This is a genomic window from Arthrobacter cheniae (genome assembly GCF_003602275.1).
GTDB classification, from domain to species: Bacteria; Actinomycetota; Actinomycetes; order Actinomycetales; family Micrococcaceae; genus Arthrobacter_D; species Arthrobacter_D cheniae.
In genome coordinates this window covers 157585-174273 of record NZ_QZVT01000007.1, presented here as the reverse complement: position 1 = coordinate 174273, position 16689 = coordinate 157585, and the positions used below count along the sequence as shown (strand labels likewise).

21 protein-coding genes and 1 riboswitch are annotated in these 16689 nt (G+C 68.0%); of the genes, 13 read left to right on the top strand and 8 right to left on the bottom strand.

Annotated features, from left to right (window positions below; all coding sequences use genetic code 11):
* Nucleotides 1-131 precede the first annotated feature (131 nt).
* Together D6T63_RS14165 and D6T63_RS14160 are read left to right on the top strand one after the other, a co-directional pair.
* Complete coding sequence (locus D6T63_RS14165) at nt 132-860, top strand: GAF and ANTAR domain-containing protein (RefSeq protein ID WP_182977018.1); 729 nt, start codon at nt 132-134, stop codon at nt 858-860.
* Nucleotides 860-1120, top strand: coding sequence for a hypothetical protein (locus tag D6T63_RS14160; protein WP_120149698.1), 261 nt, complete (start codon nt 860-862; stop codon nt 1118-1120). Before D6T63_RS14165 ends, D6T63_RS14160 begins: the two co-directional genes overlap by 1 nt.
* 76 nt (nt 1121-1196) lie before the next feature.
* On the opposite strand, the gene D6T63_RS14155 is transcribed toward D6T63_RS14160, so the two are convergent.
* Together D6T63_RS14155 and D6T63_RS14150 are read right to left on the bottom strand one after the other, a co-directional pair.
* A complete protein-coding gene (locus D6T63_RS14155) occupies nt 1197-2081 on the bottom strand; it encodes a GAF domain-containing protein (RefSeq protein ID WP_120149697.1) in 885 nt (294 codons plus the stop codon).
* A gap of 292 nt (nt 2082-2373) precedes the next feature.
* Complete coding sequence (locus D6T63_RS14150) at nt 2374-2613, bottom strand: hypothetical protein (protein ID WP_120149696.1); 240 nt, start codon at nt 2611-2613, stop codon at nt 2374-2376.
* 319 nt (nt 2614-2932) lie between these two features.
* On the opposite strand from D6T63_RS14150, the gene sigK reads away from it, so the two are divergent.
* The 4 genes from sigK to D6T63_RS14130 all read left to right on the top strand — a co-directional run bounded on the left by sigK (nt 2933) and on the right by D6T63_RS14130 (nt 6504).
* Nucleotides 2933-3589 carry an ECF RNA polymerase sigma factor SigK gene (sigK, locus tag D6T63_RS14145; RefSeq protein ID WP_120149695.1) on the top strand — a complete coding sequence of 219 codons (657 nt, stop codon included), beginning with the start codon at nt 2933-2935 and terminating at the stop codon, nt 3587-3589.
* A gap of 112 nt (nt 3590-3701) precedes the next feature.
* Nucleotides 3702-4634, top strand: a complete 933-nt coding sequence (locus D6T63_RS14140) for a glycerophosphodiester phosphodiesterase (RefSeq protein WP_120149694.1) — start codon at nt 3702-3704, stop codon at nt 4632-4634.
* 57 nt (nt 4635-4691) lie between these two features.
* On the top strand, nt 4692-5693 hold the full coding sequence (locus D6T63_RS14135) for an acetamidase/formamidase family protein (protein WP_120149693.1): 1002 nt from the start codon (nt 4692-4694) through the stop codon (nt 5691-5693).
* A 49-nt stretch (nt 5694-5742) separates the two neighbouring features.
* The gene (locus D6T63_RS14130) at nt 5743-6504 is read left to right on the top strand and encodes an SDR family NAD(P)-dependent oxidoreductase (RefSeq protein ID WP_120149692.1); all 762 of its coding nucleotides are present in this window, start codon (nt 5743-5745) and stop codon (nt 6502-6504) included.
* 27 nt (nt 6505-6531) lie between these two features.
* On the opposite strand, the gene D6T63_RS14125 is transcribed toward D6T63_RS14130, so the two are convergent.
* Nucleotides 6532-6825: a GNAT family N-acetyltransferase gene (locus tag D6T63_RS14125; protein WP_120149691.1), complete on the bottom strand. Its 294-nt coding sequence runs from the start codon at nt 6823-6825 to the stop codon at nt 6532-6534.
* Nucleotides 6826-6911: 86 nt separating this feature from the next.
* On the bottom strand, nt 6912-7283 hold the full coding sequence (locus D6T63_RS14120; RefSeq protein WP_120149690.1) for a SpoIIAA family protein: 372 nt from the start codon (nt 7281-7283) through the stop codon (nt 6912-6914).
* A gap of 128 nt (nt 7284-7411) precedes the next feature.
* On the opposite strand from D6T63_RS14120, the gene D6T63_RS14115 reads away from it, so the two are divergent.
* The 6 genes from D6T63_RS14115 to D6T63_RS14090 all read left to right on the top strand — a co-directional run bounded on the left by D6T63_RS14115 (nt 7412) and on the right by D6T63_RS14090 (nt 13397).
* Nucleotides 7412-8170 (top strand): SDR family NAD(P)-dependent oxidoreductase, encoded by a 759-nt coding sequence (locus D6T63_RS14115; protein ID WP_120149689.1) that lies wholly within the window; start codon nt 7412-7414, stop codon nt 8168-8170.
* Nucleotides 8171-8243: 73 nt separating this feature from the next.
* A riboswitch (SAM riboswitch) is annotated at nt 8244-8357 on the top strand.
* Nucleotides 8358-8391: 34 nt separating this feature from the next.
* Entirely contained in the window at nt 8392-9780 is a 1389-nt protein-coding gene (locus D6T63_RS14110) for an LLM class flavin-dependent oxidoreductase (RefSeq protein WP_120149688.1), read from the top strand.
* Nucleotides 9781-9817: 37 nt separating this feature from the next.
* Nucleotides 9818-10906: a methionine ABC transporter ATP-binding protein gene (locus D6T63_RS14105; protein WP_120149687.1), complete on the top strand. Its 1089-nt coding sequence runs from the start codon at nt 9818-9820 to the stop codon at nt 10904-10906.
* On the top strand, nt 10903-11607 hold the full coding sequence (locus D6T63_RS14100; protein ID WP_120149686.1) for a methionine ABC transporter permease: 705 nt from the start codon (nt 10903-10905) through the stop codon (nt 11605-11607). Before D6T63_RS14105 ends, D6T63_RS14100 begins: the two co-directional genes overlap by 4 nt.
* Before the next feature lie 70 nt (nt 11608-11677).
* Nucleotides 11678-12607, top strand: coding sequence for a MetQ/NlpA family ABC transporter substrate-binding protein (locus tag D6T63_RS14095; RefSeq protein ID WP_120149685.1), 930 nt, complete (start codon nt 11678-11680; stop codon nt 12605-12607).
* A gap of 136 nt (nt 12608-12743) precedes the next feature.
* Complete coding sequence (locus D6T63_RS14090; RefSeq protein ID WP_120149684.1) at nt 12744-13397, top strand: SDR family oxidoreductase; 654 nt, start codon at nt 12744-12746, stop codon at nt 13395-13397.
* Nucleotides 13398-13603: 206 nt separating this feature from the next.
* On the opposite strand, the gene D6T63_RS14085 is transcribed toward D6T63_RS14090, so the two are convergent.
* The 3 genes from D6T63_RS14085 to D6T63_RS19825 form a co-directional block, all read right to left on the bottom strand.
* Entirely contained in the window at nt 13604-14149 is a 546-nt protein-coding gene (locus tag D6T63_RS14085) for a heme-degrading domain-containing protein (protein ID WP_120149683.1), read from the bottom strand.
* 174 nt (nt 14150-14323) lie between these two features.
* Nucleotides 14324-15043: a mycothiol-dependent nitroreductase Rv2466c family protein gene (locus D6T63_RS14080; protein ID WP_120149682.1), complete on the bottom strand. Its 720-nt coding sequence runs from the start codon at nt 15041-15043 to the stop codon at nt 14324-14326.
* 39 nt (nt 15044-15082) lie between these two features.
* Nucleotides 15083-15427 carry a matrixin family metalloprotease gene (locus tag D6T63_RS19825; RefSeq protein WP_235830766.1) on the bottom strand — a complete coding sequence of 115 codons (345 nt, stop codon included), beginning with the start codon at nt 15425-15427 and terminating at the stop codon, nt 15083-15085.
* On the opposite strand from D6T63_RS19825, the gene D6T63_RS19820 reads away from it, so the two are divergent.
* Nucleotides 15420-15779 (top strand): hypothetical protein, encoded by a 360-nt coding sequence (locus tag D6T63_RS19820; RefSeq protein WP_235830765.1) that lies wholly within the window; start codon nt 15420-15422, stop codon nt 15777-15779. The genes D6T63_RS19825 and D6T63_RS19820 overlap by 8 nt on opposite strands.
* 551 nt (nt 15780-16330) lie before the next feature.
* Here the strand turns inward: D6T63_RS19820 and D6T63_RS14070 are convergent.
* A complete protein-coding gene (locus D6T63_RS14070) occupies nt 16331-16672 on the bottom strand; it encodes a hypothetical protein (protein ID WP_120149681.1) in 342 nt (113 codons plus the stop codon).
* Between the last annotated feature and the right edge of the window lie 17 nt (nt 16673-16689).

Here is a 16689-nt window from a genome sequence, read left to right as displayed (position 1 = left end):
GCCCTGCGCGGTCCACGCCGGCTACAGCTACAGTATGCGTATCGGGGTGACCACTTCACGGTTGTCCTGGGTTGAGCAGACAGCCATCCGTCGCGGGGTGATACCTCCGCAGGAACCAGATGAGGTTCGGCATGAACGCCACACCCCAGGTCGATGAGATCGGTGTGATCATCGGCAGGACGAAGCGGTATCTTCTTTCGGACGGCACTGCCCAGGATGCCGTCGACGCCCTGGCGGACGTCGCACAGGATGTCATCGGCGGAGCCGAGGGTGCCGGCGTCAGCCTCATCCAGGACGGCAATCGGACCAGCGTCGGTGCGACCGACGCGAAAGTCCTCCAAGCAGACACCCTGCAGTACAGCCTGGGCGAAGGCCCTTGCCTCACCGCCTGGGCGCAAGCCCAGCCGGTCATCATCGCCGATACCGCCACCGACACCCGGTGGAAGGACTGGGCAAGCGCTGCGACCGAGGCGGGAGTGCGTTCCTGCCTCAGTGTTCCCCTGATCCGAGGAAGCGACAGTATCGGGGCCATGAAGGTGTATTCGGGCTCGCCCGATGCCTTCGACGTCGATGATCAGCGCCTCCTGACGAAGCTGGCAAAGTCGGCGGCGGCCCTGCTGGGGCATGTGCAGGCCAGCGACACCCCGCAACGTATCAGCGACGAGGTCAAGGACTCCCTCGCGTCCCGGGACATCATCGGCATAGCCCGAGGAGTTCTGATGGAACGCCACGACCTGGACCGCGACGAAGCCCTGGCACGCATCACGCGGCTCTCGGGTGCAGCACGGGCGCCCATGAGGGAGACCGCGGCATTCATTGCGCAGCGAAGGAACGGCACCGACACCAGCGAGACACGCTGATGGACACCTCGGGCCTGGACCGGCAGCGGCAGATGACCTGCCTTGCGATCCGTGCTGCCGATCTCGACGTACAGAGCATCTGGGTCCGCTACTTCGGAGTGACCGGATCCGTCGACGAGTACGAGCTGGACGCCTACCTGAACGGGCTGATCGTCCTGCCCCCGCTTGAATGCGACCTCATCGCGGTCGCCGTGAACGAGCTCATCGACGAGATACCACCCCTGCCGCGTGCTCCCTTCGGGGTGGACGTCGGCGTCTGACCACAACCCGAGCCGGTGTTCGAGATGATGCTTTCGTAGCGTTCGCTCGGCGCCCTGAGTCCTTCGACCCGGGTCCTCAGACCCACAGTTCGAGTTGCACCTGCGCAGTGAAACGCCTGAGCATGCGCTCGTCGTCCTCCGTGAAGATCCGCGGCCGGTCATCGATGAGGCACAGTGTGCCGATGCGCCATCCGCCCGCAGTGCAGAGGGGATGGCCGGCGTAGAAGCGGATTCTGGGCCCCGCTGCAACCAGCGGATGATCCCGCCAACCGGGGTCTGCGCTCGCATCGGGGATAACCAGGGTGCGGTTCTTCTCGATGGTCCGCGCGCACAGGGCGACATCCCGTGGCAGGTCCTGACCGATCGGCCCGACGACGGACTTGATGACCTGCCGGTCCCTGGTGATGAGGGCGATCGACGCCGAGCTGACACCGAAGTGCTCGCGGGCCTGCCGGGTGATCCGGTCGAAGCGTTCTTCGGCGCCCGTTTCGAGGAGGCCCGTTTCGTGGAGAGCCTCGCATCGGCGGAACTCGGCCTCATCCAGGTCGGCGTTCTCCTCATCCCCTCGTGCGGAATCAAGGGAGGTATCAGGTCCGGTCCCTGCGGGAGTGCTGGTGCTATGGTCCCCGACCGGCGGGGCGCTGAAGTCGTACCCGTCAGGAGAAAGGGTGAGGGTACGGAGATAATCCCTGTACCCGGACGCGCAGGTTGCGTCCTCATCGCTGTAGTGCGCGCCGTCCGCCGTGGAACCGGTGTGGTCCAGCAGCTCGTTGATGGCGTGGGCTACCAGGTTGCGTTCCACCGTCGGGAGTACCACCAGGCCTGCGAGGTATCCTTCGACGTCGAGTTCGTCGGCTTCCCCGGTAAGGCTGAAGTAGGTCATGAAGACGTCGTCGAAGGCCATGTCGGCTGCCCGCACCGACTGGATCGCGCTCCACTGCTGCACATAGTCGTCCAACATGTTCAGACCTCCGTCAGTCCCTGCGCGCAACCCCTGCACCAGAACCCTGGGAGTGCCGCTTTCACCCTATTAACCCTAGAGTTCGGCAGGCCTGTGGGGCATGTGGCCCTCTGTCCGGAACCTGGCGTCGACAAGGAGCCCTGAACCTGCATCAGGCCGACCCCGCACTCCCACCGCATCCGCCGGTTACGCGGCGACGAGTGCGCCTGACGAGGTGGGCAAGGTCGCCATGTCAGCTGTAGCCCAGGGGCAGGCGTCATGGCCCGGCTCCAGGAGTGCTCGTCGTAGGCGGTCAGAGTTCCGCCATGAGGTGGAGGGCAGGGCGCCGGGTGGAGGGTTGGGCATCGCGACGGTCGAATTCCTCTATGAGTTCGGCATGGCGGAATTCGGTTTCGGGGTCGGCTTCCAACGCACAGGCGTATTCGTGGTCGAGCTGTCGTTGAATGCGGCTGTGGAGGACCTGGATCTCGGTGTCGTCCAGGACAAGGAGGTCGGCGGGAAACTGTTCTGCGGGAGTGAGTCTGCTGTTCATGATGTCTCCTCAGGATGTGGCGCCGGACGTGGGGGTGGCTGCAGGTTATGGGATGAAGATGTGAAGGAGGTGAACAGCGGACCAGGCAGTCTGGGGCAGGACGAGTGCGTCGGGGTCCACGTGTCCGGCTCGGGTGATGTGGACGGTCGGACCGCCTGAGGGGCCGACCCTGACGAGGGCTCGGAGTCTGTGGCGTATGAGAATGAACCGGTCGTGGCTTGCCGGAATGTACTAAGGTTGCTTCGCATCAGGTGGATCGCGGCGCACCGCGTCGTGAACACCTGGTTGAACGCAGTGGTTTCCAGAAGGTCTCAGTCATATGCTCACTGCTCAGCTGCCCATCCTCGCCCCTCCTACACGCGCGTCTTCGACAGGTGCGCGCGCTGCGCCTGACGCAGCGGGACCGCGTGCCGGTGCCGGCGGGCACGTCTGTGACGTGGGTGCCCTGCTGATGCGTGTCGCCGACGGCGACGTGCGGGCGTTCGACGACCTGTATGAACGCACCGCGCACCGCGTGTACGGGCTTGTGCGCAAGGTCCTGGTGGACGTGGAGCTGAGCGCCGAGACCACGCAGGATGTGTTCCTTGCCCTATGGGTCGGTGACGCAGCCCGCTTCGATCCTGTCCAGGGCTCGGGCATGTCGTGGATGATGACTCTCGCGCACCGCCGCGCGGTGGATAGAGTCCGTGCCGAGCAGGCGCACCGTGCCAGGGACCTGCGGTGGGGAATCAAGAATCGTGACGTCGACTACGACCAGGTAGCGGACACCGTTCTTCAACGAGCTGAAAGCGATTCCGTCAGGTCCTGTCTAAAGGCACTTACCCCTGTGCAGCGTGAGGCGATCGAGCTCGCCTACTACGCCGGCATGACCTACGTGCAGGTAGCCGACCACTTGGGTGTTCCGGTGCCGACCGCCAAGACCCGCATCCGTGACGGCATCAGGCGCCTCAGCTCCTGCCTGCAGGACTCCGTGTGACACTTCCACAGGTGCCCGCACCCGGGACGACCGCAGGTCTGTCCGACGCTGTCGAACCAGTGGGAGTGCGTTCGGCGCTTCCTGTCACCGGCGTGACCGAAGGGATCCACCCATGCTGTCCCGTACTGCCCGCTCCATCCGCTCCGCGATGGCCGTCGGGTTCTCGCGCCTTGCAGGGCCTGCGCAGGTCAGGCCCATCGGCGCCAGGGGTGGTCGTCGCGCAGGGAAGCGGTCGGTGAACGGACCGGTCCTTGTCGGTCACCGGGGCGCCGGGGGAACAGCGCCGGAGAACACTGTCGCTGCCTTCATCGAGGGTCGCTTATCGGGGGCTGACTTCATCGAGGTCGACGTCCAGCTCAGCGCCGACGGCGTCCCCTTCCTCTTCCACGACGACACACCCGCCCGCACCACCGACGTGGAGAACATCTTCCCCGGACGCGCGTCCGATCCCATCACGACCTTCACCTGGGCCGAGCTCCAGCAGCTCGACGCCGGTTCCTCCTTCGACGAGCGGTTCAAGGGTGAGCGCATCCCGCACCTCGACGACGCCGTTGACGCCGAGGCCGGCGGAGCAGGCGTCTACATCGAGATCAAGACGCCACGGAACTCACCCGGCATCGAGCAGCTCGTCGCGGACAGGTTGCTCAATCATCCTGCCTGGCGGGCGCTGGTGACCGCCGGCAAGGTCCAGGTGATCGGCTTCGACGCGGCCTCGAACCGCGCGTTCTCCGCACTGGCACCCGAGGTTCCGCTACAGCAGCTCATCGGAGCGGTGCCGAGCGCCGGGGTGCTGGCGGCCCTAGCCACCTACGCCCACTCGATCGGCACGAACTACCGGCGCCTCACCGCCCGGGATGTCGCGAGGGTGCATCGGGCAGGGCTTGCCGTGAGCGTGTACACGGTGAACTCGGCCGAGGACGTGCAGGCCGTCGTGGATCTCGGTGTCGATGCAGTCACCACCGACTTCCCGGTCCAGAACCGACGCTACCTGGGCAGGCCACCCGTGCCGCCGGGCGACGATGCCCGGGCCTGGCCGGGTGGGTAGCAGAAGCGGCCTGCTACGACCCTTGTCGCGACTGGAGCCTACCCGTAGCATCCGGTCATGGAGATCATCGAGTACCATCCGCGCCGGGACCAGCTGGTGTACACCTTCGGCGGTAGTGCCCCGGTTCTGACGGTCCAGCCCGGCACTGCGCTCAGGCTCTGGTCCGAGGATGCTTTCAACAACGCCCTCACCTCGGTGGACGACGTGTCGGGGGAGAAGGTGGACCTGAATTTCGTCAACCCACAGACCGGTCCCTTCTATGTCGAGGGCGCGGAACCAGGTGACACGCTGGCGCTCCACATCGTGGACCTCACGCCGGCCCGGTCCTACGGCGCCTCGGCTACCATCCCGTTCTTCGGCGGCCTCACGAGCACCGACCGAACGGCCACCCTGCAGGAACCGTTGGCCGACATCACGTGGATCTACCACGTGGACACGGAGCGGCGGACGGTCGGCTTCCAGTCACGTCTGGGTGATTTCGAGGTCGCGCTGCCGCTCGAACCGATGCTCGGGACCGTCGGTGTCGCGCCCCCCGGCGGCGAGGTGCGCTCGAGCCTGGTGCCCGAGCGGTTCGGCGGCAACATGGACGCCCCGGACGTGAAGGCCGGCACCACGGTCTACCTCGGCGTGAACGTCGAGGGGGCCCTGTTCTCCATCGGGGACGGGCACTACCGCCAGGGCGAGGGCGAGGCCTGCGGCACCGCCGTCGAGGGCGCCATGCACTCGACGATCATCGTGGAACTCGTCAAGGGTGGTGCTCCCGCCTGGCCACGCTTCGAGACGGACTACCACTGGGGCGCCGTCGGGTCATCGCGACCGATGGAGGATTCATGGCGCATCGGGCAGGTGGAGATGGTGCGGTGGTTCGGCGACCTCTTCGGGCTGCACCAGCTGGACGCCTACCAGCTCCTGACCCAGACGGCGCTCGCGCCGATCGCCAACGCCGTGGACGTCAACTACAGCGTGGTGGTGAAGGCCCCGAAGGCACTCTTCCCAGCCGCTGATGCCTACGGCGGGCTCCATGCGCACCTGCGACGGCAGGGCGCCGAGCTGCGCTGACCGGCGTCCCTGTTCCAGCGAAACACCGCAACCCGACTGAAGGACAACCATGGACCTGCATCTGACCGGCACCACCGCCCTCGTCACCGGCGGGACCAAGGGCATCGGCCGCGCGATCGTGCAATCCTTCGCGCAGGAGGGCGTGAACGTTGCGTTCTGTGCGCGCGACGCCGGGGAGGTGGCGGCGACGGAGGAGGCCCTTGCGTCGTCGGCGGGTCGTGTCACCGGTTACGTGCTCGACGTCGGCGACAGCCTGGCGGTGCCGGCCTGGGTCGACACCGTGGCGGCGGACTTCGGTGGCATCGATGCTGTGGTGAGCAATGTCAGCGCCCTGGCGATCGAGGACACCGAGGCGAACTGGGAGGAGAGCCTGCGGGTGGACCTCCTCGGTACGGTGCGTCTCGTGAAGGCTTCGCTGCCCTATCTCGGGAAGAGCTCGACGCCGTCGATCACCGCGATCTCGAGCGTTTCCGGCCGCGAGGTGGACTTCGCCTCCGGCCCCTACGGGACGGTGAAATCCGCCCTGATCGCCTACATGGCCGGCCTCGCCTTCCAGCTCGCCGCACAGGGCATCCGCGCCAACACCGTCTCGCCCGGCAACACGTACCACGAGGGCGGAGTGTGGCAGGGCATCGAGGCCGGCAACCCCGAGTTCTTCGCGACCGCGATGGGCCTGAACCCGACGGGCCGCATGGGCACGCCGCAGGAGGTGGCGGACGCCGTCGTCTTCCTGGCGAGCCCGCGCTCCAGCCGAACCACCGGCGCCAACCTGCTGATCGACGGCGGGCTCAGCCGCGGCATCCAGTTCTAGCTGCCGCGGGCGGCATGTCGGGTGGGCCTAACCGGTCAGATCCCGGTACTCGGGGTGGTCCTCGATGAACGCCACCACGAATTCGCACTCCGGCACGACGGTGAGGCGCCGGAGACGGGAGTCGTCGAGGGCGTGCCGGATGAGCGTGCTTCCGACGCCCTGGCCCTCGAGTTCCTCGTCGACGACGGTGTGCGTGAAGACGATCGTGTCGCCGGACCGCTCGTATGCGGCGAAGCCGACCGGATCGCCGTTGAGCGTGGCGACGTAACGGCTCTTCGCCTCGTCGGTGCTGACCTCGACTCCGGGATGATCGGTGCTCATGCAGTCACTCTGGCATTCGCCGCACAGGGCGGTCAACGACGCCGGCGGGGTTGCGCAGGTGCTGCCCTGGTCGAACCAGGAGCAGGTCAGTCGAACCCGGGTGCCTTCGCAGGGGCTGCGCTGCTGTCCATGAGCCACGCCACGGCGTCAGGCTCCGAGGTGAAGTAGCGCGTGGTCGTGGGGGAGCGGTGCGAGAAGCCGGACATCACCTCGTCGATGACGTCCTCGCCGACCAGCGCGACCCGCGAGAAGCCGCGGTAGCCCATCATCCCTATGCGCGCCTCCGGTGTCACGCCGCTGATTCCGTGCATGTGGACAAGGAGCGGCAGGGCTGTTGGACCGTGGAATTCCGCGAGCGCCCGGGCTGCAGCCACAGCGCGTGAGTGGGTGATCTCGACCCCACGCCGCCAGCGCAGAATCAGCATCCCGCTGTCGATACGGGCGTCGAACGGGTCCATCGGGCTCCTTCGGCGGAGTTCTCGGGCATGGCCTTTCAGCGTAGCAAGGCTCACAGCGGGTTCGGGCAGGGTGTCCATAGCTGCACGTCTCGGGGCGTCCGGCCCGTGCACGTTGTAGCGTCTGATCCATGACATCGAACATCCTGGTGACCGGGGCGAGTCGAGGCATCGGCGCGTCGATCGCCCACGAAGTGGCCTTCCGTGGACATCGGGTCGCGGTGCACGCGGGGCGGGACGTGGCGGCAGCGGAGGCTGTCCGGAGCGGATTGCCCGGCTCGGGCCACGTCGTCGTGGTGGGCGATGCAGGTGATCCCGACGCGTGTCGGCAGATTGTCGACGACGCCGTCGCAGGCCTCGGTGGCGTCGACGTCCTCGTCAACAACGCAGGGATCTTCGAGGCTCATCCCATCGACACCACCTCCTTCGGCGACTGGCAGCAGGCCTGGCGCCGGACCATCGACGTCAACCTGCTGGGCCCTGCAAACCTGTCCTGGCTGGTGGCGCGCCACCTCCTCGAGCGTCCCTCGGGTCCGTCGGGTGGACGCCTGATCAGCGTCGGATCGCGCGGTGCCTACCGGGGCGAGCCGATAACGCCGGCGTACGGTGCGAGCAAAGCCGGCCTCCACGCGATGACGCAGTCGCTCGCCGTCGCCCTCGCGCCCCACGGCATCCTCGCGGCCGCGGTGGCTCCGGGTTTCGTGGAGACCGACATGGGCAGGAGCGTGCTCGACGGCCCGGGCGGGGATGCAGTGCGGGCGCAGAGTCCCTTCGGGAGGGTGGCGACACCCGGGGACGTAGCCGAATCCGTGGCCTGGCTGGCCACCGAGGCGCCGCTCTGGGTGAGCGGCACCGTGATCGACGTCAACGGGGCGTCCTACCTCCGGTAGCCGGTCATTCATGACGCCGCGTGACGATCGGCTCTGGACGCCGCTGTCACCGCCGACCTAGGCTCGTCACCAGAATCAAGAGTTCCAACGCAAAACCCTGGTTTGTTGGACGGCAACCCTCTCGCTGTAGCGGGGTGCCCCAGGTGAGGATTCGGTCCGGCATGCACCGTGCGGACAAGTATGGCGCTTCCCTACGGCAGTGCCCTGACATGAGGATCCCCATGCCCGCTGCACCCCGCCACATCCGCTTCAACGCGTTCGACATGAACTGCGTAGGCCACCAGTCGCCCGGCCTCTGGCGCCACCCGGAGGACCAGTCCTGGCGTTACAAGGACCTGCGCTACTGGGCCGACCTCGCCCGGACGCTCGAGAAGGGCCTGTTCGACGGCATCTTCATCGCCGACGTCCTCGGCACCTACGACGTCTACGGCGGATCCAATGAGGCGACTCTGCGGCAGGGCACCCAGACGCCGGTCAACGATCCCTTCCTGTTGGTCTCCGCGATGGCCCTGGTCACCGAGCACCTCGGCTTCGGCGTCACCGCCGGCACCGCCTACGAACACCCCTATCCCTTTGCCCGCCGCCTCTCCACGCTCGACCACCTGACCAACGGCAGGGTCGGCTGGAACGTCGTCACCGGGTACCTTCCCTCCGCAGCGCGGAACATGGGTAACGAGGACCAGCTGGAACACGACGAGCGCTACAACCACGCGGACGAGTACCTCGAGGTGCTCTACAAGCTGCTCGAGGGTTCCTGGGAGGACGACGCCGTCGTCCGCGACCGCGAGACCGGAGTCTTCACCGACCCCGCCAAGGTGCACGACATCAATCACCAGGGCACCTTCTTCACCGTTCCCGGCATCCACCTCAGCGAACCCTCACCCCAGCGGACGCCCGTCATCTACCAGGCGGGAGCCTCGCCGCGGGGCATCGCCTTCGCCGCGGGCAACGCCGAAGCGGTTTTCGTCGGTGCGCCCACCAAGCCCATCCTGAAGGACGCCGTCAAGAAGATCCGCGACGCCGTCGAGGCCGAGGGCCGCGACCGGTACTCCGTCCGCATCTACACGATGCTGACCGTCATCACCGACGAGACCGAGGAGAAGGCGCAGGCAAAGCACGCCGACTACCAGCAGTACGTCAGCTACGAAGGCGCCCTCGTGCTGCTCTCCGGGTGGCTCGGCATCGACCTGAGCGCCTACGACCCCGACGAGCCCATCGGCAACGTGAAGTCCAACGCCATCCAGTCGGCCGTCGCCAACTTCCAGAAGGTCAACGACGACGGCGCCCCCTGGACCGTGCGTGACATCGCGGAGTGGGCGGGCATCGGCGGTCTGGGGCCGCGGATCGTGGGCTCCGGCGCGCAGGTGGCCGACGAGCTGCAGTCCTGGGTCGAGGAAACGGACGTGGACGGGTTCAACCTGGCCTACGCCATCACACCCAGCTCCTTCGAGGACGTCATCACCCACGTCATTCCGGAACTGCAGAAGCGCGGAGCCTATCCCACGGAGTACGTCGAGGGGACGCTGCGCCAGAAGCTGTTCGGCAAGGGCGACCGCCTGCCCGAGGAGCACCGCGGCGCGCGCTACCGCCTCCAGACCGTCCGCCCCTGACGCGCCCCTGTCACCCCTGATACGTGCAAGGAACCCCATGATCACCCTGAGACAGCTCACCAAGACGTACGGCCGCGGCGGCACCGCCGTCACCGTGCTCGACCGCCTCGACTTCGAGGTACCGACGGGCCGCATCGCCGCGGTCGTCGGCCCGAGCGGCGCGGGCAAGAGCACCCTCGCCCAGTGCATCAACCTGCTCGAACGGCCCACGTCCGGGTCCGTCGTCGTGAACGGCGAGGAGCTCTCGGGCCTGCCGGAGAAGCGGCTCCGCGAGGCGCGGCGGCGCATCGGCACCGTCTTCCAGTCCTCGAGCCTCCTGAGCCGCCGGACCGCCGCCGAGAACATCGCGTTGCCCCTCGAATACCTGGGGGTCACGCCGAACGAAGCCAGGGCGCGGGTGGCGGAACTGCTGGACCGCGTGGGCCTGGCGGACAAGGCAGGGCATTATCCGTTCCAGCTCTCCGGCGGGCAGGCGCAGCGCGTCGGCATTGCACGGGCACTGGCGCTGCGGCCCTCCATCCTGCTGGCGGACGAGGCGACGTCCGGGCTCGATCCGGACACCACACGGTCCGTCGTCGGCCTCATCCGGCAGTTGCGGGACGACCTCGACCTCACCGTCGTCTTTATCACCCACGAGATGGACACCGTCCGGCAGGTCGCCGACACAGTGGCCCGCCTCGACCACGGCCGGATCGTGGAGCAGGGCACCCTCGTGGAGCTCCTGACCTCGCACGAGTCCCAGCTGGGGCGCTCGCTGCAGCCCCGCCGCGGCCACGCCGGTCCCGAAGCCGGGACGCGCACCTGGTTCGTCACCTATGACTCCACTGTGGTGCCGGGCGACTGGATCCAGCGTGTCACGGCGGATCTCGGCACGGCCGTGCACCTGCTCGGCGCCTCCGTCGAGACGGTGCACGGCGTCAACACCGGCAGCGCGACTCTCGGCATCGGGACGGACGACGACGCTCGCGTCGCAGCTGCACTGGCCCGTTGCGGACTGAGCGGAACGCCCGACGACGGCCCGCCCCTCGGCCCGCGCGCGTCCCTCGGATCGGCCGACGCCGTATCCGGCGGTTTCCTGGCCGGTGCGGGCCGCGTCCGCACCGGGACACTGGAGGACGTGGCATGAGCGCCGTCATCCTGCCCCGGGCCGACGTCCCCCTCGCCGACCTTCCCGCCCTGCTGCTGCCCGCCTACGGTGAGACCGTCACCATGGTCGGGATCGTCATGGTCGTGGTCCTCGTGGTCGGCACGCCGCTCGGAGTCCTCCTCCACAACGTCGCCCCAGGGGGCCTCTACGAACGCCCGGCCCTGCACGCGGTGCTGAGCTGGATCATCAGCATCGGCCGCTCCCTGCCGTTCCTCATCCTCATGGCGGCCATCGTCCCGTTCACCCGGTTCATCACCGGCACGAACATCGGCATCGCAGCGGCCGTCGTGCCGATGTCCCTCGCGGGCATCGCGTTCTTCACGAGGATCGTCGAGAACGCGCTGCGATCCGTGCCTCCCTCCATCGTGCAGGTGGCACGGGCGGCAGGCGGGTCGAACCTCCAGATCATGCGGTCCGCGCAGTTCAGCGAGGCCATCCCGGCGGTGATCGGCGGCCTCACCATCCAGGTGATCGCGATGATCGAGTACTCGGCCATCGCGGGCACCATCGGCGCCGGCGGTATCGGCTACGTCGCCGTCACCTACGGGTACCAGCGCTTCGACAACACCGTCATGCTCGCGACCATCGTGATCCTCGTGGTCACCGTGGCGGTCGTGCAGATCGCCGGCGACCGCCTGGTCCGTCTCACGACGCCGCAGAAACGCCTGCAGCACACCTGACCCTCCCTTCACCCACCCTTCCGTTCCGTCCCGTCAGCGCTCCCTCCAGTGCGCCCAGAAAGGCTTCACCATGTCCGAGAACAGCACCCCTGCCCCCACTCCTACACCCGGGACCCCCGCGTCCGACCACGGGTTCACCCTCCGGAAGCGGAGCAAGGCACCCTGGATCGCGGGAGGCGCCGTCGTCGTACTCGCTGCCGGTGCCTTCATCGCCGTACCGCTCCTCAACCCCGCCGAGTCCGCCGCCGAGACGGACGGGGCCACCCTCCTCGTCGCCACCGCCGAGGGGAACCACGCGGAGCAGGCGCTCATCGAATTCATCGACCGCGAGGTCGCCCCGAAGCACGGGATCGACATCGAGTTCAAGGGACTCAGTGACAGCAACACCATCAACCGCGCCGTCAGCGAGGGCGAGGTGGCCGCGACCGTCTACCAGCACGAACTCTGGCTCGGGCAGGTGCTCGAGGCCAACCCGGACTTCCGCGAGACCGCTGTGACGCCCGTCTTCCGCTGGGGCTTCGGCATCTGGTCCGACAAGTACACCAGCGTGGACCAGATCCCCGACGGCGGGACCGTCTCGCTCTACTCGGACCCCGCCAACGAGGCGCAGGGCCTCTGGCTCCTGGAACGCGCGGGGCTGATCACCCTCAAGGAGGGCATCAACAAGTGGGAGGCGACGCAGGATGACATCGCGACGAATCCGAAGAACCTGACCTTCACGCTCCTGGATTTCGGCGCCCAGTCCCGTGCCCTGCCGGACCTCGACGCCGCCGTCGGCTACACCGAGTACTACGTCGCCGCCAAGGTGCCGCTCGAGAAGCAGATCTTCGCCCCGGCCGCACCGGACGAGTTCGCCTCCCAGCTGACTGTCGGCACCGACTACCTCGACACCGACAACATCAGGAAGCTCACGGAGGCGTTCGCGGACCCGGCCGTCCAGGAGTTCCTGGAGACGGACCCCCTGGTCAAGGACCTGCTGCTGCCCATCGAGTCGCCCTGAGTCCTTCCCGAGTCTTTCCCGAGTAGGGCGGGAATAGGGATGCGCTACCGGCAGAACGCCCGATCGTCGGTGGCCAGTGCGTGGGGTGGGGACTAGCGTCGGAAGTACGTCATCCGATATCTGTCAGGAGTTCCCCATGTCACGCGTAGCCATCATCGGTGGGCACGGAAAAGTAGCGCTGCACCTCACGAAGATCCTCACGAGCCAGGGCCACCAGGTCAGCTCGATCTTCCGTAACCAGGACCACGCCGCCGACGTCGAGCAGGCGGGCGCCACCCCGGTCGTAGCCGACGTCGCGGACCTGTCCGTCGACCGGATGGCCGACGTGTTCCGCGGCCACGACGCCGTGGTGTGGTCCGCCGGTGCGGGCGGCAGCAGCCCCGAGGCGACCTACGCCGTCGATCGCGATGCCGCGATCCGCTCCATGGACGCAGCCGAGCAGGCGTCGGTGGGCCGGTACGTCATGGTGTCCTACCTCGGCGCCGGCAAGGACCACGGGGTACCCGAGGACAACGGCTTCTTCCACTACGCCGAGGCCAAGGCCGCGGCGGACGAGCACCTGCGGAACTCGCAGCTCGCCTGGACCATCCTGGGCCCCGGCGCCCTGACCACGGACCCCGGTACGGGGAAGATCGAGGTCTCGGACAAGCCGCAGCAGGATTCCGTGTCCCGCGAGGACGTGGCCCACGTGGCCGCCGTCGTCCTCGGGAATCTCGGCACCGTGGACAGGACCATCCAGTTCAACAGCGGCGAGACCCCGATCGCGGAGGCCGTCGAAGCCTCCCTGTAGGTCCGTTCGGCAGTGCAGGAGGCGGCGTCCCCACCGGGGCGCCGCCTCTTCCGCATCCTCGAACGACGACCGTCCCCCAGGGCCTGCCGCGGCGCCGTCCCCCATGGACCTGCCAGCGCCGTCCTCCAAGGACCTGCCAGCGCCGTCCTCCAAGGACCTGCCGCGGCGCCGTCCCCCAGGGGCCCGCCGCAGCGCCGCCGTCAGTCCTACAGGCCTTCCGCGGCGTGGAACGTGCGGAGCGCCTCGACGACGAGCCGGTGGTCCTCGAGCTGCGGCAGCCCGGACACCGTGACGGTGGCAACCGGTCCTACCCCCCTGATGTAGAGCGGGAAGGAGCCGCCGTGCGCCGCGTACGTCGACGGGTCGGCCATGGGGTTGTCCTCGTAGCGTCCGCCGTTGCGCCGGGCCTGGAGGCCGATGAGGAGCGACGGCGACAGGTAGCGGGCTGCGACGCGGGACTTCGCCTCGAGCCAGAAGTCATTGTCCGGGGTGGCGCCGTCGAGCGCGGCCCGGAAGAGGATGTGGTTCGGCTTGCTGATGCCGATCGCGATGGGAAGGTTGCGCCCCACCCCCAGCTGGACGAGGAGCTGCCCGAGGGCCACGGCGTCGTCGTTGGTGAAGCGGGTGAACTGGAGATCGGCAACTTCGCCCTCGATCTTCGCGATCAGCGCCTCGAGTGCTTCGGCAGGCTGGTCGTTGCCCCCGTCGGGATCGAACGGACGGAGGACTGTCGAGGCGGCATCATTGCTCATTGCTTCAATTTACGGGGTCGAGGAGGTTCGGTGGAATCGGGTTTCCGTGCGAATTGACGCAGCCTTGACAGGCAGCCTCGGGGCATCATGCGCATGGCCGCGTAAGGGCATCCCGCGATGCTGCCATGAGAACCCTGCACGCCGGAGACCGTTGTCGCATTCCTTCCCTACTGCCTACTTCTTGGTGCGTCGGCTCCCGCCGTGCCAGTCCTCCTGGCGTCCGGCTTCTCCGACGTCGACCCCGAAGCTGCGCAGCTGCGGGCGTTCCCGCAGGCTGCGCTTGAGTTCGGCGAACCCGGGGAAACGGGCAAGTCCTACCACGTGGTCCCACAGCTCGCCGGCATCCTCGGCCTCGGGCAGGCGGCTGATCACGGGGCCGAAGAACGCCACACCCTCCGGCGGATCGAAGTGGATGATCGGCGTACCGACGTCCTTGCCCGTCAGGGACAGCGCCTCGTCAGTCTCCGCCTGTATGACGGGGTCGAGCGAGGCATCCTCCAGGGCCCCGGCCAGCTCTGCGGGCAGCCCGATCTCCGTGAGGATCGGTGCGAGGAACTCCACCGTGCCGCGATGGCCGCCGTCGGAGTCGTCCTCGCGCAGGTCGAAGATGTGCGTGCCGAGCTGCTCATAGAGGCGGGCGACGGCCTCGAGCCCGTGCTCGTTCCGGGTGCGCGCGGCGACGCGAAGCAGGCGCAGGCCCGCGGTGTGGCCCGCTTCGTACCCGACGGGGAAGTGCGCGTCGTAGTCGATGTGGCTGTTGAGCAGGCGCAGCGAGATGAAGCGCCATTCCACGGTGTAGTCGCGCTGCCCGGCCACCATGCGCACCCACCTGCTGGTCATCCAGGCGAAGGGGCAGACGGGGTCGAAGTAGAACCTGATGTCGGAGGAGGCCATGGCCTCACGCTAGGGACCCGACGGTCGAAGGGTCAAGGATCAGAGCTCGGGTACGCAGGGACCGGTACCGAGCAGGGCGAGCCCGGCGCGGTCACCGTCACCGAACGAGACCGCGCTGCCGGCCGGGTACATGAGCTGGTCGGGGTCGTCGATGTGGTCGAGCCCGACGACGTGTGCCAGTTCGTGCATGATGATCGCCTTCAGATATGCCTGGCCATCGGGGTACAGCAGGGTGTTGACGGCGTCAGGCGCGTCGAGTTGCACCTGCCCGCCCGTGAGGACGAGGGGCTGTCCCGGCGTCTGGGCGTAGCCGCTGCCTCCGAGCCCGGCGACGTCACCCGCCAGACCGGGTATCTCGGAGGGACTGGTCCATGTGATGAGCACCGGGACCCACCTCTTTCCGTACAACTCCGGCTGGTACAGGTCGCGATCCTCGCTGGGCGCCTCCGTCGTTGTGCCGTCGTCGACGAACTGGAGCCCGGTCGCCGCCGAGACTTCGGCGACAGCCGCCTGGACGAGTCCCTCGGATCCAGCGGGCGTACTCCGGGCGAACCACGTAGTGCACGGGCCGGCAGGGATCGTACGCCACGAATTCCTGCGACTCGACGGGTGGCTCCATCAACAGGAAGGAGGCCGACGCGGGAGCGGGTGGGGGCGTACCGAGCGGGACGTCGCCGGCCTCGACGCCGCGTGGCGGTACGTCAGCACCGGGCAGGTACGGCAATGCAACGGGTAGCACGTAGCGGTCGAACAGCGTCGGCGTCAGGTAGAGGAAGGCGACGAGCGCGAGCACCGCGGCGGTCCCGAGCCGCAGCCGAAACCGGGCGCCGGGCCGTCTCCTCTTCTTGTGCCCGCGCGTGACACGCGAAGGCGGGGGAGCGGACGACTGGCGGAAGGCGTCATCCACCGACCACTGTGGGATCCTGCCCGACGAGGACCGGCGGACGGCATTCGTCCGCGCATCCCGGTCCTCGTGGTACCACTCGCGATCCATCGAACCCATTGCCAGTACTTCCCATGTCGATTCGTCGGGCCTATCCTCCCGCACGTCCTGTGGACATGGGCCCTGTCCGGTAAGTATGTGGGCAAAGCGGGCGATGACCGACACACGCCCTTCCAGCGGGAATGCGTGCACGCTGCAAGGGACCCGCCGTCGTTCCCGGTTTCTGCGGGCGCGGGGGTCGAGGCCCGGCGCGTCCCGCCGCGACACGCACTTCGGACCCTAAGACCAAGGAACGACGGCGCCCCGACCTGAGAGGTGGCAGGGTTCGGGACCCCCGGTAACCGTCAGTGGGCGCGGGCCGACAGTCCTGCGCGCAGCACCCGATCCGCGAGCGGAGTTGCGGCTGGCAGCCCACGGCCGATCCGCCGGGCAAGGTCCGACGACGCCCCGGGATCGACGCCGGCGTGCAGCACGCGCCAAAGGTCCTCGACCGTGTCGCACGGGGTACTCCTGCCCGTACGCCCTGCGAGGACGAACCTGTCGCCGCTGACGCGGGCGGTCGGAGCGCCGGGTAATCCGCTCGTGACGTTATTGACGATCTGCACGACGACGAGGAGGTCCCGGGTGCGGCGCACGGGACCGAGCGTCGGATCTGCGACGACGGCCCGGCCGCATGCGCCGCACATCAGCGCCGTCCGTTCCC

Coding starts and splice junctions, on each gene's coding strand:
- D6T63_RS14165 (WP_182977018.1), top strand. CDS start 132: ATGAACGCCACACCCCAGGTCGATGAGATCGGTGTGATCATCGGCAGG.
- D6T63_RS14160 (WP_120149698.1), top strand. CDS start 860: ATGGACACCTCGGGCCTGGACCGGCAGCGGCAGATGACCTGCCTTGCG.
- D6T63_RS14155 (WP_120149697.1), bottom strand. CDS start 2,081: ATGTTGGACGACTATGTGCAGCAGTGGAGCGCGATCCAGTCGGTGCGG.
- D6T63_RS14150 (WP_120149696.1), bottom strand. CDS start 2,613: ATGAACAGCAGACTCACTCCCGCAGAACAGTTTCCCGCCGACCTCCTT.
- sigK (WP_120149695.1), top strand. CDS start 2,933: ATGCTCACTGCTCAGCTGCCCATCCTCGCCCCTCCTACACGCGCGTCT.
- D6T63_RS14140 (WP_120149694.1), top strand. CDS start 3,702: ATGCTGTCCCGTACTGCCCGCTCCATCCGCTCCGCGATGGCCGTCGGG.
- D6T63_RS14135 (WP_120149693.1), top strand. CDS start 4,692: ATGGAGATCATCGAGTACCATCCGCGCCGGGACCAGCTGGTGTACACC.
- D6T63_RS14130 (WP_120149692.1), top strand. CDS start 5,743: ATGGACCTGCATCTGACCGGCACCACCGCCCTCGTCACCGGCGGGACC.
- D6T63_RS14125 (WP_120149691.1), bottom strand. CDS start 6,825: ATGAGCACCGATCATCCCGGAGTCGAGGTCAGCACCGACGAGGCGAAG.
- D6T63_RS14120 (WP_120149690.1), bottom strand. CDS start 7,283: ATGGACCCGTTCGACGCCCGTATCGACAGCGGGATGCTGATTCTGCGC.
- D6T63_RS14115 (WP_120149689.1), top strand. CDS start 7,412: ATGACATCGAACATCCTGGTGACCGGGGCGAGTCGAGGCATCGGCGCG.
- D6T63_RS14110 (WP_120149688.1), top strand. CDS start 8,392: ATGCCCGCTGCACCCCGCCACATCCGCTTCAACGCGTTCGACATGAAC.
- D6T63_RS14105 (WP_120149687.1), top strand. CDS start 9,818: ATGATCACCCTGAGACAGCTCACCAAGACGTACGGCCGCGGCGGCACC.
- D6T63_RS14100 (WP_120149686.1), top strand. CDS start 10,903: ATGAGCGCCGTCATCCTGCCCCGGGCCGACGTCCCCCTCGCCGACCTT.
- D6T63_RS14095 (WP_120149685.1), top strand. CDS start 11,678: ATGTCCGAGAACAGCACCCCTGCCCCCACTCCTACACCCGGGACCCCC.
- D6T63_RS14090 (WP_120149684.1), top strand. CDS start 12,744: ATGTCACGCGTAGCCATCATCGGTGGGCACGGAAAAGTAGCGCTGCAC.
- D6T63_RS14085 (WP_120149683.1), bottom strand. CDS start 14,149: ATGAGCAATGATGCCGCCTCGACAGTCCTCCGTCCGTTCGATCCCGAC.
- D6T63_RS14080 (WP_120149682.1), bottom strand. CDS start 15,043: ATGGCCTCCTCCGACATCAGGTTCTACTTCGACCCCGTCTGCCCCTTC.
- D6T63_RS19820 (WP_235830765.1), top strand. CDS start 15,420: ATGAGCACCGGGACCCACCTCTTTCCGTACAACTCCGGCTGGTACAGG.
- D6T63_RS14070 (WP_120149681.1), bottom strand. CDS start 16,672: ATGTGCGGCGCATGCGGCCGGGCCGTCGTCGCAGATCCGACGCTCGGT.